This window comes from Exiguobacterium sp. MMG028 (genome assembly GCF_027947425.1).
In the GTDB taxonomy this organism is placed as follows: Bacteria; Bacillota; Bacilli; order Exiguobacteriales; family Exiguobacteriaceae; genus Exiguobacterium; species Exiguobacterium aestuarii_A.
Genome location: NZ_JAQJIN010000001.1, coordinates 703,441 through 723,880 on the forward strand (window position 1 = coordinate 703,441; position 20,440 = coordinate 723,880).

The 20,440-nt window shown below is 47.1% G+C and carries 17 protein-coding genes; 6 read left to right on the plus strand and 11 right to left on the minus strand.

What is annotated here, in order from left to right:
* Window positions 1–308 precede the first annotated feature (308 nt).
* From PJK55_RS03770 to PJK55_RS03780, 3 genes are all read left to right on the plus strand, one after another.
* Entirely contained in the window at window positions 309–755 is a 447-nt protein-coding gene (locus tag PJK55_RS03770) for a MarR family winged helix-turn-helix transcriptional regulator (RefSeq protein WP_031423822.1), read from the plus strand.
* A gap of 80 nt (window positions 756–835) precedes the next feature.
* Window positions 836–1,549, plus strand: a complete 714-nt coding sequence (locus PJK55_RS03775; RefSeq protein ID WP_271304874.1) for a YebC/PmpR family DNA-binding transcriptional regulator — start codon at window positions 836–838, stop codon at window positions 1,547–1,549.
* A 143-nt stretch (window positions 1,550–1,692) separates the two neighbouring features.
* Entirely contained in the window at window positions 1,693–3,012 is a 1,320-nt protein-coding gene (locus PJK55_RS03780; RefSeq protein WP_271304875.1) for a Na+/H+ antiporter family protein, read from the plus strand.
* Between the two features lie 138 nt (window positions 3,013–3,150).
* Here the strand turns inward: PJK55_RS03780 and PJK55_RS03785 are convergent, their stop codons facing one another.
* The 6 genes from PJK55_RS03785 to PJK55_RS03810 form a co-directional block, all read right to left on the minus strand.
* Entirely contained in the window at window positions 3,151–4,602 is a 1,452-nt protein-coding gene (locus PJK55_RS03785) for a glutamate synthase subunit beta (protein WP_271304876.1), read from the minus strand.
* A complete protein-coding gene (gene gltB, locus PJK55_RS03790) occupies window positions 4,599–9,038 on the minus strand; it encodes a glutamate synthase large subunit (protein ID WP_271304877.1) in 4,440 nt (1,479 codons plus the stop codon). The genes PJK55_RS03785 and gltB overlap by 4 nt, the downstream gene beginning before the upstream one ends.
* Before the next feature lie 256 nt (window positions 9,039–9,294).
* Window positions 9,295–10,047, minus strand: a complete 753-nt coding sequence (locus tag PJK55_RS03795; RefSeq protein WP_271304878.1) for a tryptophan-rich sensory protein — start codon at window positions 10,045–10,047, stop codon at window positions 9,295–9,297.
* A 116-nt stretch (window positions 10,048–10,163) separates the two neighbouring features.
* A complete protein-coding gene (locus PJK55_RS03800) occupies window positions 10,164–10,976 on the minus strand; it encodes an aldo/keto reductase (RefSeq protein WP_271304879.1) in 813 nt (270 codons plus the stop codon).
* A gap of 65 nt (window positions 10,977–11,041) precedes the next feature.
* The gene (locus PJK55_RS03805) at window positions 11,042–11,836 is read right to left on the minus strand and encodes an ABC transporter permease subunit (RefSeq protein ID WP_271304880.1); all 795 of its coding nucleotides are present in this window, start codon (window positions 11,834–11,836) and stop codon (window positions 11,042–11,044) included.
* Entirely contained in the window at window positions 11,837–12,709 is an 873-nt protein-coding gene (locus PJK55_RS03810) for an ABC transporter ATP-binding protein (RefSeq protein WP_271304881.1), read from the minus strand.
* Window positions 12,710–12,830: 121 nt separating this feature from the next.
* Between PJK55_RS03810 and PJK55_RS03815 the strand changes: the two genes are divergently transcribed.
* Window positions 12,831–13,394 carry a TetR/AcrR family transcriptional regulator gene (locus tag PJK55_RS03815; protein ID WP_271304882.1) on the plus strand — a complete coding sequence of 188 codons (564 nt, stop codon included), beginning with the start codon at window positions 12,831–12,833 and terminating at the stop codon, window positions 13,392–13,394.
* 36 nt (window positions 13,395–13,430) lie between these two features.
* Here PJK55_RS03815 and PJK55_RS03820 read toward each other — a convergent pair whose 3' ends face one another.
* The 3 genes from PJK55_RS03820 to PJK55_RS03830 form a co-directional block, all read right to left on the minus strand.
* Window positions 13,431–14,543 (minus strand): NAD(P)/FAD-dependent oxidoreductase, encoded by a 1,113-nt coding sequence (locus tag PJK55_RS03820; RefSeq protein ID WP_333781795.1) that lies wholly within the window; start codon window positions 14,541–14,543, stop codon window positions 13,431–13,433.
* Window positions 14,544–14,618: 75 nt separating this feature from the next.
* Complete coding sequence (locus tag PJK55_RS03825; RefSeq protein WP_214692109.1) at window positions 14,619–15,353, minus strand: Bax inhibitor-1/YccA family protein; 735 nt, start codon at window positions 15,351–15,353, stop codon at window positions 14,619–14,621.
* A 26-nt stretch (window positions 15,354–15,379) separates the two neighbouring features.
* A complete protein-coding gene (locus PJK55_RS03830; RefSeq protein ID WP_271304883.1) occupies window positions 15,380–15,904 on the minus strand; it encodes a type 1 glutamine amidotransferase domain-containing protein in 525 nt (174 codons plus the stop codon).
* Between the two features lie 163 nt (window positions 15,905–16,067).
* Between PJK55_RS03830 and PJK55_RS03835 the strand changes: the two genes are divergently transcribed.
* The gene (locus PJK55_RS03835) at window positions 16,068–16,862 is read left to right on the plus strand and encodes a thymidylate synthase (RefSeq protein WP_271304884.1); all 795 of its coding nucleotides are present in this window, start codon (window positions 16,068–16,070) and stop codon (window positions 16,860–16,862) included.
* Window positions 16,859–17,347 (plus strand): dihydrofolate reductase, encoded by a 489-nt coding sequence (locus PJK55_RS03840; RefSeq protein WP_271304885.1) that lies wholly within the window; start codon window positions 16,859–16,861, stop codon window positions 17,345–17,347. The genes PJK55_RS03835 and PJK55_RS03840 overlap by 4 nt, the downstream gene beginning before the upstream one ends.
* 14 nt (window positions 17,348–17,361) lie before the next feature.
* On the opposite strand, the gene PJK55_RS03845 is transcribed toward PJK55_RS03840, so the two are convergent.
* Both PJK55_RS03845 and fumC read right to left on the minus strand, forming a co-directional pair.
* Window positions 17,362–18,852 (minus strand): GGDEF domain-containing protein, encoded by a 1,491-nt coding sequence (locus PJK55_RS03845; protein WP_271304886.1) that lies wholly within the window; start codon window positions 18,850–18,852, stop codon window positions 17,362–17,364.
* 168 nt (window positions 18,853–19,020) lie between these two features.
* Window positions 19,021–20,424 (minus strand): class II fumarate hydratase, encoded by a 1,404-nt coding sequence (fumC, locus tag PJK55_RS03850; RefSeq protein ID WP_214761861.1) that lies wholly within the window; start codon window positions 20,422–20,424, stop codon window positions 19,021–19,023.
* Window positions 20,425–20,440 lie beyond the last annotated feature (16 nt).

The following is a 20,440-nucleotide window of genomic DNA, read 5'->3' on the forward strand; positions in this document are numbered from 1 at the left end:
AGATTGTGCTTCCCTTCACATTCATAGAATACAATGTTTTTCAGAGTTTGTGGGTGACAACAATGTGAACTCTTTCACAATATTTTTTTGTCATTTGTTGATAGCCCTTGATTTTTAACTGTGTCCTCAGTAAAATCGAATACGTTTTCATGAAAACAATTAAATAATTTAATGTAAACGCTTACATTAATTGTGTCGGTTCTATTTCTTCTAAGATGTATCAATCATCACATCAACCCGTTTTTAGGTTCAACTGCACCTAACTCGTGTATAATGAAAATAGAACCTAACTAGGAAGTGAATCTACTATGCCGAAACAAGATGCTGCGGACCAGTTCGTCAAACTGATCCCTTTAATTCGTCGTAAACTGCTACGTCGATCTGATTTCCCACAAATTCCGAACTTGAACTTCTCTCATTTCCATCTGTTGATGTTGATTGAGGACGAGGGGGCTGTCACAAATGGACGAATTAGTGAAACACTCTCCATCGCGCCGCCCAATGTTACCCCGCTCATCACGAAACTGTTAAATGAAGGATATATTACACGCGTACCGGATGAACGGGACCGCCGTGTCATTTGGAACCAGTTGACAGAGAAAGGTGAGCGTATTTTACTCGAACGGAGAGACTCGTTCCGGAGGCTTTTTGAGGAGCGTCTCGCCTTTTTAAACGAGGATGAAACCGACCGCCTCATTGACAGTTTGAAGACGCTCACCGAGATTGTTGAGAAGATGGATAAGGGCGACGAGTAAAACTTTTCTCGTCAATTCACGCAACTTCTTATATAATCTGTAATGAATCTACGTACAAATGGAAAGAGAGATGACATGTAATGGGTCGTAAATGGAACAACATTAAAGAGAAGAAGGCGTCAAAAGACGCGAACACGAGTCGCGTCTATGCGAAGTTCGGTCGCGAGATTTATGTGGCCGCCCGTCAAGGGGAACCTGATCCTGAGTTGAACCAGTCATTAAAATTCGTTGTGGAGCGTGCGAAGACGTATAACGTGCCCCGTGCGATTATCGATCGCGCCATCGATAAAGCAAAAGGTGGCGACGAGGAAAACTTCGATGAGCTTCGCTATGAAGGATTCGGACCGAACGGTGCGATGGTCATCGTCGATACGTTGACGAATAACGTGAACCGTACAGCATCTGAAGTACGTGCCGCTTTCGGTAAAAACGGAGGAAACATGGGTGTCAGCGGTTCGGTCGCCTACATGTTTGATGCGACAGCCGTCATCGGTGTCAATCAAATGTCGGCAGACGATGTCCTTGAACTCATGATGGAACACGACCTTGACGTTCGTGATGTCATCGAAGAAGATGAGACGGTCATCGTCTATGCTGAGCCAGAAGCGTTCCATGCCGTTCAGACTGCATTCAAGTCTGCCGGGATTGAAGAGTTTGCCGTCGCCGAGCTGACGATGCTTCCACAAAACGAGGTGTCGCTCGATGACGATTCGAAAGAACAGTTTGAAAAATTAATCGATGTGCTCGAAGACTTGGAAGATGTTCGCCAAGTGTATCACAACGTCGATCTGTAACACGTAAGCGATAACTTTCACGAGTTATCGCTTTTTTTCATAATCAATTTGACAAGGATCACATCATATGTTAAATTTCAAAAAGTCTTTATCATATTAAAGTGATACCAAGAGAAAGAAATTGTGAAAGGTGTTGGATCAATATGAACGCAGTACTCCTTGCAGTCATCGTCTTATTTGCACTCGCCATCAGTCGTGTGCACATTGTATTGTCCTTAATATTAGCTGCGCTTGTCGGTGGGCTTGTTGGAGGGCTCGGGTTTAACGATACGTTGACCGCCTTCAGCGACGGTCTCGGCGGCGGAGCGAGCATCGCCCTTAGCTATGCGCTCCTTGGTGCATTCGCCGTCGGATTGTCGAAGACGGGTCTACCGGACGTCTTAGCTGAAAAGTTAATTGCGATGTCAGGTCGTGACGTTTCAGGAAAGCGCGTAATGTACGTTAAAGCGTTCTTGTTGTCGCTTCTCTTATTGTTGTCAATCAGCTCACAAAACGTACTCCCGATTCACATCGCCTTTATCCCGATTGTGATTCCGCCGTTACTCGTCTTATTCAATGAATTGAAATTAGATCGCCGTCTCGTTGCGACCATCTTGACGTTTGGTCTCGTGACACCGTATATGTTGCTACCTGTCGGGTTCGGTGGTATTTACTTGAACGAGATTTTGATTGCAAACGTTGAAGCGAACGGCTTAGCTGTCGGAGACGTCAATATCATCTCAATCATGGGAATCCCGGCATTAGGGATGCTCGTTGGATTGATTGCCGCGTTCATTCACTACCGGAAACCACGAACGTACGAAACGATTGCACTCGGACCGTCTGACTATGAAGTTCGTCAAATGAGTGGCTTCAAGATGATCATGACACTTGTCGTCGTTCTTATCGTCCTCATCGTCCAATTGCAGACGGAGTCGATGATTGCTTCGGCGGTGACAGGACTAATCTTACTCTCGATTTTCCGCCTCATCCCTTGGTCAGAGGCCGATGATATCTTCACGAGCGGGATGCGCATGATGGCATTCATCGGTTTCGTCATGATTGCCGCTAGTGGATTCGCAGCCGTTATTCGTGAAACAGGTGCCATCGACCCGCTCGTCAACGGTGCGAGCGATTTGATGGGTGATTCTAAAATGATTGCAGCTCTTGTCATGTTACTTGTCGGACTCGTCATTACACTTGGCATCGGCTCGAGTTTCTCAACAGTTCCAATCATTGCGGCCATCTTCGTACCGCTTTGTGTACAGTATGGCTTCTCTGTCGAGGCGACGATTGCCATCATCGGGACTGCAGGTGCTCTTGGTGACGCCGGGAGTCCTGCGAGTGACTCGACCCTCGGACCTACGAGTGGATTGAACGCTGACGGTCAACACGATCACCTTCGTGAAACGGTTTGGCCAACGTTCTTACACTACAACATTCCACTCATCATCTTCGGGGTGATTGCCGCGATGGTGCTTTGATCATTTTTTCCGTCGTGAATAAATGGTTCCTAATAAAATCAGGATGAGAATAAACCAGATTCCCGTATACATGAGGATTTCGGTGAACATAAAACTCCTCCTAAACAAAAGATAAGGAGCGACAGTTGTCGCTCCTTTTTATGATGAGGTTTTTAAAACGGTCTTGCAAGTATCGAGATATGCATCGACCACTTCTGCCACCTCTCGTCCTTCTCGAATTGCCCATACAATCAGGCTTTGCCCCCGCTTCGCATCCCCGGCGACAAAGACGTTATCCGTTGCCGTATGGAAATCTTTCGTCTTCTCGACGCCGATTTTCCGCAACTCGTGCTCTGGTCGTTCAAATCCAATGGCGACGAGGATGAGGTCCGCCGGGTACGTCTCCATCGAATCTTCCTCTACGAAGAAAGTCGCTTGACCATCTGGGTTGACGACTTTCGTCATCCGTTCCGTTTCAATCCCTGTGACACGTCCTTCTTTCGTGACGATTTGGTTGGAGCGAATCAAATATGTTCTCGGGTCTTTCTCATAGACCGCGAGTGATTCCGCATACGCATAATCGGTCGTAAGCGTGTCAGGTTGAAGTGGCCAAGGTTTCTCTGGTGCACGGAGCAACCCTTTTGACGGGTGCTTCCCAAATTGAACGACTGATTTTGCACCTTGACGGATTGCCGTCGCCACGCAGTCCGCTCCTGTATCTCCTCCTCCGATGACGATGACATTTTTGTCTTTGGCGTCATAATCAGAGGCAAGGGGAGCCCCTTTACGTTCATGCATGGATGCCGTCAAATAATCCATCGCCATTTCAACGCCAACGGCATCATCTCCGTCAATCCCGAGCGTGCGCTGTTTTTGAGCTCCGGTCGCCAAGATGACCGCATCGTATTCGTTCCGAAGCGATTCGACCGTTACATCCGTACCGACCTCGACGTTCGTCCGAATGACAATTCCCTCTTGTTCGAGTAACCGAACGCGACGTCTTACGACATCTTTATCGAGTTTCATATTCGGGATGCCATACATGAGCAGTCCTCCCGCTTCATCTGCTTTCTCGATGATTGTGACCGAATGTCCCAGTTGATTCAATTGATCAGCGGCGGCTAGACCAGCAGGACCACTTCCGATGATAGCGACCGTCATCCCAGTTCTTCGATGAACCGGTCTCGGTTTCACCCATCCTTCTTCAAATGCCCGGTCGATGATTGTTCGCTCGATGGATTTGATGGCGACTGGATCTTCACTGATCCCGAGTGTACACGATCCTTCACAAGGTGCCGGACAAACCCTTCCCGTGAACTCCGGGAAGTTGTTCGTCTCCATCAATCGATGGTACGCGCCCATCCAGTCCGCTTTCGTGACGAGCTTGTTCCATTCGGGAATATAGTTGTGAATCGGGCATCCAATCGTCTCCTGACCAATCAAATCACCGACGTGACAGAACGGTGTGCCGCAATCCATACAGCGCGCTGCTTGTTGCTGGACCGATTCATCATCCATTCTCGTCGCATATTCCTCATAATCTCTCACCCGCTCTTCGACGTGACGTTCTGGCAGCGTCGTTCGCGCGATGTTTAAAAAGTTATGTTTCATACGGTACCTCCTTCAGTCACGACACGGAACAATTCAAGTGCTCTGTCTGCTTCACTCAATTCTGGGCGTTCCGCCTCAATTTGACGCATCACATCTAAGACGTTCGCGTAGTCTCTCGGAACGACTTTCACAAAGTGTGAACGTACTTGTTCAAATGACTCTAAAATCGTCCGTGCTTTGACGCTGTCTGTGTGGAATTGGTGCGCTTCAAGAAGCGCATAAATTTGTTCGATATCTTCATCGCCCAACTCCCGTACGACGGAGACAAGCTCCTCATTGACGAGTTGTTCATAGGCTTGCGCTCCGTAAATATAAGCTGTCCCACCGGACATACCGGCGGCAAAATTTCGTCCTATCTGTCCGAGTACAAGCACCGTCCCACCGGTCATATATTCACACCCGTGATCCCCGACTCCTTCGACGACTGCCGTCGCACCAGAGTTACGAACGGCGAACCGCTCACCGACATGTCCGTTGAAGAACGCCTGACCGCTCGTCGCTCCGTACAAGCAGACGTTACCGGCAATCATTTGTTCACTTTCATCAAACGGCGCATGCTTTTCAGCAATCAATGCCAATTTCCCTCCGCTCAAGCCTTTGCCGATATAATCGTTCGCATCGCCAATGACAGAGATCGTGATCCCGTTCGGTAAAAATGCCCCCAAACTTTGTCCGGCAGATCCACTAAGGCGAAGCGAAATCGTATCGTCCGGTAAACCGACCTGACCATGAACTTTCGTCACTTCAAAACCTAACTGTGTTCCGACGGCTCGATCGGTGTTTCGGATGCGACCTACGAAGAACGTCGGTTGGGCAGAAGTGATGGAACGTGATACAGCCGGGATGAGCTTACGATGATCGTATGAACGGTATGCCGGATGAGTGAGTTCTTCTCGTTCCGGCAACGGTGTCGGCATCGAAAGCATTGGAGACAAATCTAGACGTCGCGCTTTCGGATGATTCGTCTTCCACACGCTTTCTTCGAGTAGATCTGTTCGACCGACCACTTCGTCGAGTGATGTGACACCGAGTGACGCCAAGATTTCCCGCACTTCTTCAGCCAAGAACGTCATCAAGTTGACGACATGCTCTGGTTTCCCCATAAATTTCTGACGAAGTACCGGGTCTTGTGTCGCCACACCGACCGGACAAGTATCTAAATGACAAGCGCGCATCATGATACATCCGAGAACGACGAGCGGTGCTGTCGCAAACGCAAACTCTTCGGCACCGAAGATGGCTGCCATGACGATATCGCGACCCGTCATAAGCTTCCCGTCCGTCTCGAGCGTGACTCTTCCCCGGAGTCCGTTCAATGCGAGCGTTTGATGTGTCTCTAGGAGACCGAGTTCCCACGGAAGACCTGTATGCTTAATTGATGTTTTCGGAGAAGCACCGGTCCCACCGTCGTATCCGCTAATGACAATCGTATCCGCGTTCGCTTTCGCCACGCCTGCTGCAATCGTCCCAACCCCTGATTTTGAAACGAGTTTGACACTGATTTTCGCGTTCGGGTTCACATGTTTTAAGTCAAAAATAAGTTGTGCCAAATCCTCAATCGAATAAATATCGTGATGCGGAGGCGGCGAGATGAGTCCGACGCCAGGGACCGATCCCCGGACTTCGGCGACCCATGGATACACCTTGTTCCCTGGAAGTTGTCCACCTTCCCCCGGTTTTGCCCCTTGTGCCATCTTGATTTGAATCTCATCGGCATGATATAGATATTCCGCCGTCACGCCGAAACGGCCACTCGCCACTTGTTTGATGCGGCTGATGCGTTCGTTCCCGAATTCATCCGGAACAAAGCGAGCACGGTCTTCCCCACCTTCACCTGAGTTACTTTTCGCACCGATTTGGTTCATCGCAATAGCGAGCGTCTCGTGTGCTTCTTTCGACAAGGATCCGAACGACATCGCCCCCGTCTTAAAGCGGCGTACGATCGACGTGATCGGTTCCACCTCATCAATCGCCACCGGACGTTGTTCCTTAAACGCGAACAACTGACGGATAAATTGTCCCGATGACTCATGCAATTTTACGTAGGCATCGTAATATTTTCGTTCATTCTCACGGCAGGCTCGTTGCAACAAGTGAATCGTCTTCGGATTGAATGCATGTTCCTCTCCGTCTGCACGCCATTGGAAATCACTTCCCGCTTCGAGCGGGCGATTTGTCTCATATGCGTGTTTGTGGAGCGTTTTTGCCTCGTCTTCTAATTCAACGAATCCAATCCCTGATAGTTGAGACGTCGTCCCCCGGAAATGCGTTTCAATCAAATCACGGTCTAATCCGACCGCTTCGAAAATTTGAGCCCCACGATAACTTTGGATCGTCGAGATTCCCATTTTCGACATGATTTTGACGATGCCTTCCACGACTGCTTTTTGATAGGAGCGAATTGCCGCTTCAAATGAATGAGCGATTTGTTCATGTTCGACCAAGTGTTGAATCGTTGCATAGGCAACGTAAGGGTATACCGCATCGGCCCCATAACCGATCAAAGTGGCAGCCTGATGCACTTCTCGCACTTCCCCACTTTCACAAATCACGCTACAGTTCGATCTCAAGTTCTCGCGAATCAAATGTTGGTGAACGGCACTGAGCACGAGGAGCGCCGGCATCGCAGCCCAATCACGTGACATATAACGGTCAGATAGGACAATGACGTTCGCACCATTTCGTACAATCTCGCTGACGTGTTGCAAAAGGGCTTCAAGCGACGCCTCTAAATCATTTGTAAACGTCGTATCGACGCGTATGAGCTTGAGTCGCTCACCGATTTGATTGAGTGTTGAACCATCGATGATTGGATGATCCAGCCACACACGTTTCGCATGACCGCGTCCGGTATGGACCGGATCGCCTTGCGGACCAATCCAAGTGAACGTCGCTGTGACAATTTTCTCCCGTAAGGCATCAATTGGCGGGTTCGTCACTTGCGCGAAGTGTTGCTTAAAGTAATGGAAGAGTGACCGAGGACGGGTAGAGAGGACTGCGATTGGTTGATCATGTCCCATCGACCCAATCGGATCTTTCTCGTCGTTGATCAATGGAATCATATACTGTTCGATATCCTCTTTTGTATACCCGAACGCGCGTTGCACACGATCGAGTTCTGAGACGTCTTGTTCCTGAACACCTCTATCTTCCACTTTCATCATTTGTTTGAGCCATTTATGATACGGCTCCGATTTTGCAATCGTCTCCTTGATTTCCTGATCGGGAATCAAACGTTTCTCAATCAAGTCGATCAAGAGCAATTGTCCAGGTCGTAGGCGCTGTTTTGATTTGACGTTCTCGGCATCGACAGGGATGACTCCTGTCTCTGATGACAGGATTAATTCTCCGTCTAATGTTTCGACGTAACGCATCGGGCGTAACCCGTTCCGGTCTAAAATTGCACCGATTTGTCGACCATCGGTAAATACGACGCCCGTTGGACCATCCCACGGCTCCATGATGGATGAGTGATATTGATAGAAGTCACGTTTGAACGGTTCCATCTTACCTTCAACAAACGGTTCGGGAATCAACATCATCGCCGTATGCGCAATCGATCGACCGGTGCGCGTGAAGAACTCGAAGGCATTATCAAGCATCGACGAATCACTGCCGTCCTCTTGGAGAACTGGGAACAAATGATTCACATCCTCAAACAAATCGGTCGATGTGACCCCTTCGCGCGCTCGCATCGCATCGATATTGCCTCGTAACGTGTTGATTTCTCCATTATGGACAATCATCCGGTTTGGGTGTGCACGTTCCCATGAAGGAAACGTATTTGTTGAGAAGCGAGAGTGAACGATTCCGAACGTGCTCTTATAATACGGTGATTGCAAGTCCAAATAAAAGGCATCAATTTGAACTGGCGTCAGCATTCCTTTATATACAATCGTTCTCGTCGACAGGCTCGCAATATATAAGTTTAGCGATTCAACTTTTTCAATCTTTCGTCGGAGTTCATAGAACACACGTTCATTCGCATCTTCATCGAGAAACGGACAAGAGATGAACCACTGATAAATGACCGGTTGCGTCACGCGTGCATGTTCCCCGATTTGCGTTGCGTCCACGGGTACTTCTCGCCACTCGATAGTCGAACAGTCTAATTCATCTGCCATGCGTTCCATCAAATTTATTTTTTCCTTTAGCCGATCGTCTGATGGCTGAAAAAAAACCATTCCGACAGCGTAACGACCAGGTGACGGAAGGTTCATCGTTTGCGTGAAAAGTTCATGTGGGATTTCAGTCATAATACCCGCACCATCACCGGCATCGATGACACCTTGCCCTCCTCGGTGCTCTAATTTACATAGCATCGAGAGTGATTTACGGACAATCTCATGTTTTTTTAGTCCGTTTAAATTGACGTATAATCCAATCCCGCACGCGTCTTTCTCAAATCTTGAGTCATACAGTCCAACTCGACTCATATCATCGACCCCTTTCACTCACAGTTTCGTAATTAACATTCTGTTCTAAATATTCTGAAAAATCAAGTGGACTGTATGTATTTTTGCATAATAGGAATTGAATCTATTACGATTGAAAGCGTATACATAGCTGATATCAATAGGTTTTATCGTTTTAGTTATGTTAGATAAAGAATAAATATCCATGAATATTATTTATTTATAGGTTCTTAAGAACATAAAAAAAGGGATATCTTTATAGACATCCCTTTCGAACTTAGTGTTCAACTGTTTTTCGCGGGTGATGCAAAAACGATTTCGGACGCTTCCACAAGATCAAACCGATATATCCAATCGCAAGCAATGCGAGCGCACTAACGATGACGACATAAAGTGTCCCTTCTTCGATTCTTGCGAAAATACCGATATAGGCCCAAACGAATACGAGCGGATAAATGAAATCGTGGTGCCACCACATGAAGAGTAAGGCTAATACAACACCGACCATCAGCATGAGCGATGTCCATGCAAGTTCATCCAAACCTAACAGAGAAGTAATCTGTTCTGTCTTCATCACGACGAACGTGTTGACAATCGTTGCGACCGACACCCAACCGATATAGATTGAGAATGGGAAGCGGTCGAGCCAACTCGTAGATGTGCGGAATGCAATATAGTACAGCCAGCATAGAGACACTAAGAATGCCACCATGATCACGAGCGAGAGTACGAACCACTCATTCGTAAATGCGAGAAGCCACAATCCGTTCAACACACATGAAATCAGGAATCCAGCTTTCATACGTTCGGCCTGTCGATTCGCCGTCGTCCCTTTTTTCAATTGTAAGACTAACCAGACAAGTAATGCGACATAGATGACGCCCCAAATGGAGAAGGCGTAACCCGCCGGTTTAAAGTAGATGTCAATCCGGTCTGAAACCGCGGCATTATCTCCGCTCGCAAAATAATTGATGACGACGGTCGCTAAAAAAGCGACCCAGTTGACAATTGGCCATTTTGATAAGTCCATAAGCACGATCTTCTGAATGAAGATCAAACACCTCCTTTTAGCAACATAGTAATCATTACCCGCATCCATGTGACTCTACACGTAGAAAGGGGCTCGCAAATACGAGCCCCTTGTCATTAAAAGTCGATTTCGTCTGGATCTGGTCCAAGACGTTCACCTGTCGCCACCTGGTCGATTTTCGCCAAATCGTCCGCATCAAGTGAGAAGTCGAATACGTCGAAGTTTTCACGGATTCGGTGCGGTGTCACCGATTTTGGCAATGCGACATGACCTGACTCGAGGTGCCAACGAAGCACGACTTGTGCAGGTGTTTTTCCATGCTTCTCCGCAATCTCCGAGAAGGCATCGATATCCAAGAACTTCCCTTGCATAAGTGGACTCCACGCCTCAATTTGAATGCCTTCATCCTGGCAATAGTCCAACAAATCCGGTTGTGGAAGCTGTGGATGAAGTTCTACTTGGTTGATGAGTGGTGCCATCAGTCCTTCTTCTTTTAACGTCTCAAGATGATGTTCTTTGAAGTTGGAAACACCGATTGCTTTAATCTTTCCAGCTTCGTATAGTTCGATTAGGTCCTTCCAAGCATCGACGAAACCATCAACAGGCCAGTGAAGCAGACAAAGGTCTAAATAGTCTGTCTGGAGGCGTTTTAATGAGTCTTCAAACGCTTCTTTCGTCTTCCCTTCACGAATATCATCATTCCAAATTTTCGATGTGATGAATAGGTCTGAACGGTCGATTCCAGAGATTTTAATCCCTTTTGCGACGCCTTCTTCATTTTTATAAATGGCAGCCGTGTCGATATGGCGATAGCCAGTCTTGAGTGCCTCGACGACAGCAGCTGGTGCCTCTGTCTCATTGTCGACTTGCCATACCCCAAACCCAATCATCGGAATCTCTACTTTGTTTCGTAACGTAGCATATAACATTTCATTCATCCCCTTTTCTTTCTAACGAGCTGATTGTATCATACCCGACAATTTATTTCGGAAAACTAAATCGTTAAATCTTTTCGGGTAAAGCGGAAGAATGAGAGTGCTGAAAACACGATTAACAAGCCGATTAACCAAATAAAGTGAACGCCACCGAACTCTTCACGCATGATTGCCGGAGCATCGAAGAGAGAGAAGAAAGAGATGTTCCCTAACCATTCGAACTGCTCGCTTACTCCGTTGATAATATTTACCATCAAGAAGAACGTGAAGATTCCGCCGGTGACCATATAAGATTTACTACTGTCATCAAACAAACTGGCCAGCATATAGGCAACGACACCTAATACGAGAAGCATAAGCGCTCCGTTCAATTGAAGCATCCATAGAACCGCATAGTCGATTTGTAAATCGAACAATACATCTGCCACCATGAGACTGAAGCCATTCAACCCGACAAACAACCCTACTGCAATGACCAGGATGATGAACGTAGACCATACATATGTGACACGAGAAATCGGGGCAGCCATATACAGCATGATTTCACCTGAATCGACCGGTTTGGCAAGAAGTTTCGAGGCGAACGTCAACGCAAACAACACGGCGAGTACATAAAAAATCAATCCATAGTAGTTACTCGACAATAAATTGAGCAGATTATCCATCGCCATCGTCGCATCAATTTGAAACACTTCGAGTAACTCAGGTGGAAGTGACTCTAATTTCGCCTCAATCAGTCCCGTTTCCTGAATGGATGGGAATATAGCGGCCAAAAAGAAGAGATAGACGCTTGTCCCGACCGAATAACCGAGAATCCAACCGCGATTCTGTTTAAACATTGAGCGTATTAACATTTATGTCGCCTCCCCGTAATACTGCATAAACAAGTGTTCGAGTTCGTCAGCGCCACTCTCCAATGAACGAATCTCATAGTCGGCAAGCGTTCGAATCAAGTTGTTCAAGTCTTCTGGCGACGTGATGGCGACTTCTACGTGTATTCCATCTCGCGTTCCAGTCGTGTCGGTGAATCGGATTGCCTCTGCCTCAGAAGAAAACTCAATCTGATATCGTTTCACACTGTGCTGTCTAAGCTCTTCCATATCTTCCTCAATAATGATGCGCCCGTCTTTAATCAATGCGGCTCGATCACACGTCCGCTCCATCTCAGGAAAATGGTGAGAGCTCATCAGAATCGCCTTACCTGCTTCTTTTTCTTCGATTAGCCAATCAATCAGACGTTCCTGCATGAGCGGATCGAGTCCGCTCGTCGGCTCATCCAGAATATAGACGGGTGCCTCTTTCATGAAGCACGTGATGATGGCGAGCTTTTGTTTCATCCCTTTAGACATCTTCCGAACTTTCGTCGACTCATCGAACGCGAATCGCTCCCGAAGTCGTCGCTCTCGTGCAGGATCCGTTTTATGCAAATGCCGTGTCAACCGAATGATTTCTTCTCCGGTCATATGTTGTGGATAATTGATTTCTCCAGGCAAATAACCGACATTTCGTTTGACCTGCTCGGTTTCGCTCCAGCAGTCGAACCCGTTAATGGTCGCCTTCCCTTCGCTCGGTTTCAACAGACCCATTAGATGACGAATTGTCGTCGATTTCCCAGCACCGTTCGGTCCGATGAATCCAAAAATCGTACCGGGTAACACATCGAGTGACACATCAAAAATACCGTGGGTTGCATCGAATCGTTTTGTCAATCGTTCAATCCGAATCATCACAAACCCTCCTTTTTTGAAATATAAGATTAATATGATTACAAAACTAGTATATCACGTTCTTTTTTGAAATGGAAATGGTATATTTATTACAAAACTATAGAAAGGAACGCTCCGACCTATGGATGGATTCGCAAAACGCACCGAGGAAAAAAGACAGGCCATCTTACGTGCCGCATATGACTTGATGACGGAGAAACAATCTCGGTTTACCGTAAGTGAACTCGCGAAGCAAGCTCATGTCTCTCCCGTCTCGATTTACAATTACTTCGGCTCGAAAGAACAAGTCATCATTGAAGTGTTGCAGCAGATGACGGAAGAACAAATGAGTTGGATTGATGAACAAATTGAGTCGAACGCTCCGTTTGAGACGTTACTCGTCGATATTTTGAAACGAAAAATCAAAACGGCTGTTCTTTTTGATGAGACCATCACTACGATGATTCAACAAGATCCGAACTGGGAGCAGTTGGCGTCTCGTGGTTATGCATCTTTCGCCCGTTTAATCGAATACGGAAAACAAAAAGGCACTATTGATGCCACATTATCGACCACTTCCTACTTACGGTACGTTCAATTGATGCAACAGGCCATCCTATCCGACCCGCATTTTTCAATCGGAGACATGAAAGAGACGATGGAAGACTATTTTCATTTCTTTTTGAATGGGGTCATTAAACGCTAAAAAGGTGACTGTCTATAAAGAGACAGCCACCTTTTCTTATGCTTTGAATATAAAGTCTTCAATCGGATAGAGTGAAAGGTCCACTTCACATTCGCCCGTCAGCACGAGGTCACTTAACACTTTTCCGATGAACGGACCGACCGTCAAACCGGATGACCCTAGTCCGTTCGCCACAAGCAATTGATTCGCCCCCGGTACTCTCCCGAGTACAGGAATCGAGTTCGGTGTGACCGGACGGAAACCGACTTTCGTCTCGATGAGTTCTGCTTCCGCAAGTCCTGGTGCTGATTCAAGCCCTTTCGTCAGCACTTCGTGGACACCGATCGCCGTCGGGCGAACATCGAACGCTTTACCTTTCTCATGGGTCGAGCCGATCACGACCTTCCCGTCTTCAAATCCAAGTAGATAACGTCGCCTTGGCGGCATGACAACCGGCCAATTCGAGGCATCGGTATCTTTTAACTGGACGTGAACGAGTTGCGCCTTCTCTCCATCGACACGTACCGTATATCCGAGAGGCTGTAACAGCTCCGGGAGCCACGCCCCAGTCGCAAGGATGATTTCATCCGCATCATATCGAACTCCGTCACACTCGACGCCAATCGCGTCCCCGTCGGTCAACCGTGCCGAACCGTATACAAATTTCACACCACGTTTCATAGCGACTCGTTCAAGTGCTGCACGGAATTTCCCACCATCCACACGTGCGCCACCTTTGACTAGAAGCGCATCATATTCATCTGATAGTGGAGGGAAAAGACGTTGTGCCTCTTCTGATGTCAATCGCTCTAAATCACCGATTTCTGGTGCTTCTTCGCGACGAACCATCGTCCGCTCCATCATTTGATCAAGTTTGGACTCTTCATGGAGGGCAAGTGTCCCGACACGTTTATATCCGGTGTCTGTCTCCCCTTCAGCTTCTAACTCTTTCACGACATGCGGATAATAGTGAGCACCACCTTTAGCGAGTGCATACCATGCTTTGTTACGCCGCTGCGCAATCCATGGACAGACGATTCCTGCCGCCGCATCTGTCGCCCGTCCTTCTTCCTTACGGTCGATGACCGTCACGTCAGCTTTTCCAGCTAAATGATAGGCTGTGGAGACACCAACAATGCCCGACCCAATAATCACAATTTTTTTCATCATGTACCTGCCTTTTCAGACAGATGAACACATCCTTTCGTGAAAAAATCATCGACCCAATGGATCGATGATTGATTGTTATTCTCTCATCGCTAGACGATACAATAAGTCTAACAATTCAATATACAACCAGACGAGCGTGACGATTAAACCAAACGCGGCAACCCATTCTAATTGTTTTGGTGCCCGCTCTTCGACTTGACGTGCGATGAAATCGAAGTCTAAGACGAGGGCGAGCGAAGCGACGATGACAATGACAAACTGTACGCCGATTGCAAGTGGGCTTGAACCTGTCATAAACGCCAATCCTGAACCGAATAGGCTCATGACGAGTTGGACAAGGTACAATAACATGACCGTAAACATCGCAGCCATGACACCTGCTCTGAATTTTTGCGTCACTTTGACAAGACCTGTCGTATAGACGAACCACATCGCAAAAGCAACGACGAACGTCGTCATGACGGCACGGCCGACAATACCAGGGACCATCGCTTCAAAGAAGTATGAGATTGAACCGACGAAGACACCCTCGACAATTCCGTATAGCGGTGCAACGACTGGTGCCGTATTCGGCTTGAACGTGATGAGTAACGCAAAGATGAAACCGAGGATGAGTGACCCGATCATGAGCGGGAACAAGAGCCCTTCCCCGATTGTAGGAACGACGAGCCACGTCGTTCCGGCTGCCGCTGTGACGAGAAGAAGCAAGGTGAACACTTTTGACCATGTCCCTGCTTTCGTCATCGGCTCGGCACTGTAAGCTGTAGACTGCATTGATTTACGAAGTAGTGGATTCGATTTTAAGTTCAACGTTGTATAGCTCCTTTATGATTCAATTACTGTTTTGCGAACACGTCGATAAACGCACGCATGTAGTCTGGTAGATCGGGTGGTCGACGACTTGAGACGATATGTCCATCGACGACAACAGGTTCGTCATGCCAAATGGCGCCTGCGTTTTCCATGTCGTCCTTGATTCCTGGTGTACTCGTGACGTTCACCCCGTCCAAAATATTCGCTGAAATCAAGACCCATCCAGCATGGCAAATTTGGCCGATTGGTCGTTTTTGTTCATCCATATAACGGACGAAGCCTTTCACCGAATCAAAACGGCGCAACAAGTCAGGCGACCAGCCACCTGGTACGAGAATCGCATCAAACGATGTGATATCCACATCATCGAATGATACATCCGACTTCGCCGGCACACCATACTTTCCAGTGTAGGCATGGTCTGCCTTTTCCCCGGCTAAAATGACGTGCGCACCTTCTTCACGAAGACGGTGTACAGGATACCAAAGTTCTAAATCCTCGAAGTCATTACTGACAAGTTGAAGGACTTTCTTTCCTTGTAGTTTCATCAAACCCCTCCTTTTGTTCATTCCCCATTATACCCGAAACAGAGGTTCGCGAAAACGAAGAATCAAGGTTGTTTTTTCAGTATATGGATGGAATACACTCCTAGATACTATATCTTGTGTTATCCTTTAGTCATCGAAGATTTAAAAGGAGGTTCATCACCTTATGAAGCAATATCATGATTTATGTCGACACATCCTCGAAAATGGAGTAGTGAAAGAAGACCGTACCGGCACAGGGACGACCAGCGTTTTTGGCTATCAAATGCGATTCAATTTGCAGGAAGGATTCCCTTTAATCACGACGAAAAAGTTACATACTCGTTCGATCATCCATGAACTCCTTTGGTTCATTTCAGGAGAAACGAACATTCGTTACCTACAAGAGAACGGAGTCCGGATTTGGAATGAATGGGCAGATGAAAAAGGAAACCTCGGTCCGGTATACGGCTCACAGTGGCGCTCTTTCCCACGCCCGGACGGCTCGTCCGTCGATCAACTGGCTCAAGTGATTGAACAAATCAAAACGAATCCTGATTCAAGACGCTTGATCGTCTCCGCATGGAATCCCGGGCAACTCGATGAGATGGCCCTTCCACCGTGTCATTTACTTTTCCAATTCTATGTCGCTGACGGGAAGCTCTCTTGCCAGCTGTATCAACGAAGTGCTGATACGTTTTTAGGCGTTCCATTCAACATCGCATCGTATGCGCTTCTCACACACATGGTCGCCCATGTGACCGGTCTAGAAGTTGGCGATTTCGTCCACACCCTTGGAGATGCTCATATTTATCATAACCATCTCGAGCAAGTGGAACTTCAGCTGTCGCGTGACCCTCGTCCGTTACCACAACTTAAGATTGTCCGAGACGTATCTTCAATTGAATCATTCCGTTTTGAAGACTTTGAGATTCTCGGATATGACCCGCATCCACACATTAAAGGAGAAGTGAGCGTATGATTTCACACGTCGTCGCATACGGACTAAATCGGGAAATCGGGAAAGACAATGATTTATTGTGGCGATTGCCGGATGATTTGAAACACTTCAAATCTGTCACGTCTGGTGGCACCGTCGTCATGGGAAGAAAAACGTTTGAATCGATTGGAAAGGCATTGCCGAACCGACGGAATATCGTCGTGACGTCCGATCCTACTTTTAAAGGGGATCACATTGAAGTGTGGCATGATTTAGAACGTCTCGTCGAAGAAAGTCAAAACGAGGAATGGTTTATCATTGGCGGCGCGACGCTATATGAACAGACCATGTCGATGACGAGTCGAATCTATGCCACCGAAGTAAAATCCACGTTCGAGGCAGACACGTATTACCCTGCACGGAGCGGTTCATGGACGATTCAAAATCAGACAGATCATCCACAAGATGAAAGACATGCATATGCCTTTTCGTTCATACAATATGAAAAAGCAGACATCGATCATTAATCGATGTCTGCTTTTTAGTCAGGTAGTTTTTCTAACCACTGTTCAATTTTTTTCGTGATAACTTCATCTTGATTATCATCAGCGTAGTCATCATAAATCGCTTCTAGTTCGGATGCTGTACGCTTCGAAACCGCGAGGATATGACTATATTTACCACGCTGTTCTTTCACAGCAGAGAGCGTTCCTCTCGCTTCATGGGCGCGGGTATCGTCTAAGACGAACATTTCGATGTTGTCGTTACAAGAATACGCTTCGTACGGACGATACACGACCTCATAGCGACGATGCTCTTTTGGCAACCGGTTCGCAAGCGAAGTGTACGTGTTCTCGGACATCGTCACGTAAGCAATCCGTTTTTCCTCACGAACCGCCGACGTGTATCGGACGACGCGATTTCGACCATCACGTTTCGCCTTGTAGAGTGCCTCATCCGCGTAAGCACACCATTCGCCAAGCGTATATCCTGTCTGACAGACACGGGTATATCCAATTGATACGGTCACTTGATGCTCATACGGGAACTCCATCTCTTCAATCCGGGTACGGACGCGCTCTAACACCGATTCGACAATCGCTCGGTCAGATACGTTCAAAAGAATTAAAAACTCTTCTCCTCCATAACGGATGAGTTCATCACTCGATCGAATCGCGTGTCGGATTTCTTCCGAGACCCGATGAAGAACGTCATCCCCATAAGAGTGACCGAACGTATCGTTCAACTGTTTGAAATGGTCGATATCAAGTAGCGCAACGGCAAAGCTCTCACCAGAGCGCTCTAACCTTGAGATGAAGCGAGAAAACGTCGCTTTTAAATATTTTCGGTTGAACGCACCCGTCAGTTCATCGACAAGTAATGCCTTTGAAACTAAACGAGACTTTTCAATATGTAGACCAAGACGGACTAACCGCTCCTCCATCGGTACCCATGATTCCCAATAGTCATCGAATCCATAGGAATAGGCAGCGAGACGATAATGCTCATTCGTACCGATGACGATGAGCGGGACGTAAAGTTTTCTCATCTTGCTCACAAACGATTGGATGTCACGTTCTTTAAACTGTGGCCATAGTTCAACGTCCATGATGATGGCTTTTGGGACGTCCTCATAGTCATACTCGACCGCTTCTTCGAGTGTTTGTAAGAATACAGGACGTGCTCCAAGCTTCTCAACACGCGATTTATACCGACTAAATGTCGAAAAACTTGCTGATAAGATTAGAACGAGGTCCTCGTCTTCTTGTTCGATTCCTAGAACGGTATGGATGTATCGTTTCACCGGTGAGATCAAGGTCATTGCCTCTGCTTGGGTAAGGACGCTAGGCAACTCCTTCGCATCAGACTCGACACGACTAAATATTTCTAACAGATGCATAAAGCGTCGCTGTCTAACCTCTTTCTTCACCCAATCAAGTAGAAACTCGATATCGGATTTAGGAATTTGTCTAGACTCTGATATTTTTTTTAAAATCATATGTATACGCTCAGTGAGTTGACCTTGCTCCATCTTCGTCCCCCCTATGTTCGTACTCCCCGAATTCTCTTATGTATCGATTATGCGACTTCTACAGATAAAATACAACTATTTCCTTATTTATTTTCTATTGTTTTACATATCCCTAGTGCTTACGTCCTAAAATAGACATATAAAAAGCGGTCTTGCGACCGCTTTGTGTTATTTTTTCACTTTTAGGTTCGGTGATGTCATCTCTTCAGGACGAATCCATTGATCAAATTGCTCTTCTGTCAATAATCCCGTTTCCAATGCCGCCTCTTTTAAAGAAGTACCGTTTTTGTGTGCCAGTTTCGCAATTTTCGCAGCATTTTCATATCCGATATGTGGGTTGAGTGCTGTGACGAGCATGAGCGACTGTTCCACGTTACGAGAAATCACATCATGATTCGGCTCGATCCCGATTGCACAATGATCGTTGAATGAATGTAGGCTGTCCGTCAAGAGACGACAAGTCTGTAAGAAGTTATACATGATGACCGGTTTGAAGACGTTCAGTTCAAAGTTCCCTTGGCTCGCCCCGAAACCAATCGTCGCGTCGTTACCAAGAACTTGGGCGGCAACCATCGTGAGCGCTTCACTTTGTGTCGGATTGACTTTCCCTGGCATGATTGAACTTCCTGGCTCATTCTCAGGAATCGTAATTTCGCCGATCCCCGCACGTGGACCCGATGCCAACCACCGCACATCGTTCGCGATCTTCATTGCATCCATCGCTAACGCTTTTAAAGCACCATGTGTAAAGACGAGTTGATCGTGACTTGTAAGAGCGTGGAATTTGTTTACGGCCGTGACAAACGGTTTACCTGTCTCTTCAGAAATCTTTTTCGCCACGACTTCCCCGAATTCTGGATGGGCGTTGATTCCGGTACCGACAGCTGTTCCACCGAGAGCAAGCTCTGTCAATGGTTCAATCGTCCGTTCAATCATTTGTTTTGAGAGTTCGAGCATCCGCACCCAGCCGCTGATTTCCTGACCGAGCGTGACCGGTGTCGCATCTTGAAGATGTGTGCGTCCGATTTTGACGATATCCATATACGCTTCCGCTTTTTGCGAAAGAGTTTGGTGAAGGGCATCGATTGCCGGCAAGACGTCATCTTGCACGGAAAGGATGGCCGCAATGTGCATCGCTGTCGGATACGTGTCATTCGAGCTCTGCGATTTGTTGACATCATCATTCGGATGAATCCAAATCGATTGCTCACGCGCATGCAATTTGATATTCGCAATATTCGCGATTACTTCGTTGACATTCATGTTTGATTGGGTACCCGATCCCGTTTGCCAGACAACGAGCGGAAATTCAGCGTCGTACTTTCCTTCTAAAATCTCATCGGCTACTTCCGCAATGATTTCAGCTTTCTCTTCTTCCAGTACTCCAAGTTCAGCGTTGGCGAGGGCCGCCCCTTTTTTCAAGATCGCGAAGGCACGTATAATCTCAAGCGGCATCTTTTCTGCACCGATTTTAAAGTTCTCAAGACTACGTTGCGTTTGTGCTCCCCATTTTGCATCAGCCGGGACTTTAATTTCCCCCATCGTGTCCCGTTCGATTCGATAATCCTTCATGCTCAATTCCCCCTCT

Bases quoted from the DNA above. Each gene is read 5' to 3' on its own strand.
- PJK55_RS03810 (WP_271304881.1), bottom strand. From the start codon at position 12,709: ATGATTCGGATTGAACGATTGACAAAACGATTCGATGCAACCCACGGT.
- PJK55_RS03820 (WP_333781795.1), bottom strand. From the start codon at position 14,543: ATGATGAAAAAAATTGTGATTATTGGGTCGGGCATTGTTGGTGTCTCC.
- PJK55_RS03815 (WP_271304882.1), top strand. From the start codon at position 12,831: ATGGATGGATTCGCAAAACGCACCGAGGAAAAAAGACAGGCCATCTTA.
- PJK55_RS03780 (WP_271304875.1), top strand. From the start codon at position 1,693: ATGAACGCAGTACTCCTTGCAGTCATCGTCTTATTTGCACTCGCCATC.
- PJK55_RS03795 (WP_271304878.1), bottom strand. From the start codon at position 10,047: ATGGACTTATCAAAATGGCCAATTGTCAACTGGGTCGCTTTTTTAGCG.
- PJK55_RS03775 (WP_271304874.1), top strand. From the start codon at position 836: ATGGGTCGTAAATGGAACAACATTAAAGAGAAGAAGGCGTCAAAAGAC.
- PJK55_RS03785 (WP_271304876.1), bottom strand. From the start codon at position 4,602: ATGAAACATAACTTTTTAAACATCGCGCGAACGACGCTGCCAGAACGT.
- PJK55_RS03770 (WP_031423822.1), top strand. From the start codon at position 309: ATGCCGAAACAAGATGCTGCGGACCAGTTCGTCAAACTGATCCCTTTA.
- fumC (WP_214761861.1), bottom strand. From the start codon at position 20,424: ATGAAGGATTATCGAATCGAACGGGACACGATGGGGGAAATTAAAGTC.
- PJK55_RS03800 (WP_271304879.1), bottom strand. From the start codon at position 10,976: ATGTTATATGCTACGTTACGAAACAAAGTAGAGATTCCGATGATTGGG.
- PJK55_RS03830 (WP_271304883.1), bottom strand. From the start codon at position 15,904: ATGAAACTACAAGGAAAGAAAGTCCTTCAACTTGTCAGTAATGACTTC.
- PJK55_RS03840 (WP_271304885.1), top strand. From the start codon at position 16,859: ATGATTTCACACGTCGTCGCATACGGACTAAATCGGGAAATCGGGAAA.
- gltB (WP_271304877.1), bottom strand. From the start codon at position 9,038: ATGAGTCGAGTTGGACTGTATGACTCAAGATTTGAGAAAGACGCGTGC.
- PJK55_RS03845 (WP_271304886.1), bottom strand. From the start codon at position 18,852: ATGGAGCAAGGTCAACTCACTGAGCGTATACATATGATTTTAAAAAAA.
- PJK55_RS03805 (WP_271304880.1), bottom strand. From the start codon at position 11,836: ATGTTAATACGCTCAATGTTTAAACAGAATCGCGGTTGGATTCTCGGT.
- PJK55_RS03835 (WP_271304884.1), top strand. From the start codon at position 16,068: ATGAAGCAATATCATGATTTATGTCGACACATCCTCGAAAATGGAGTA.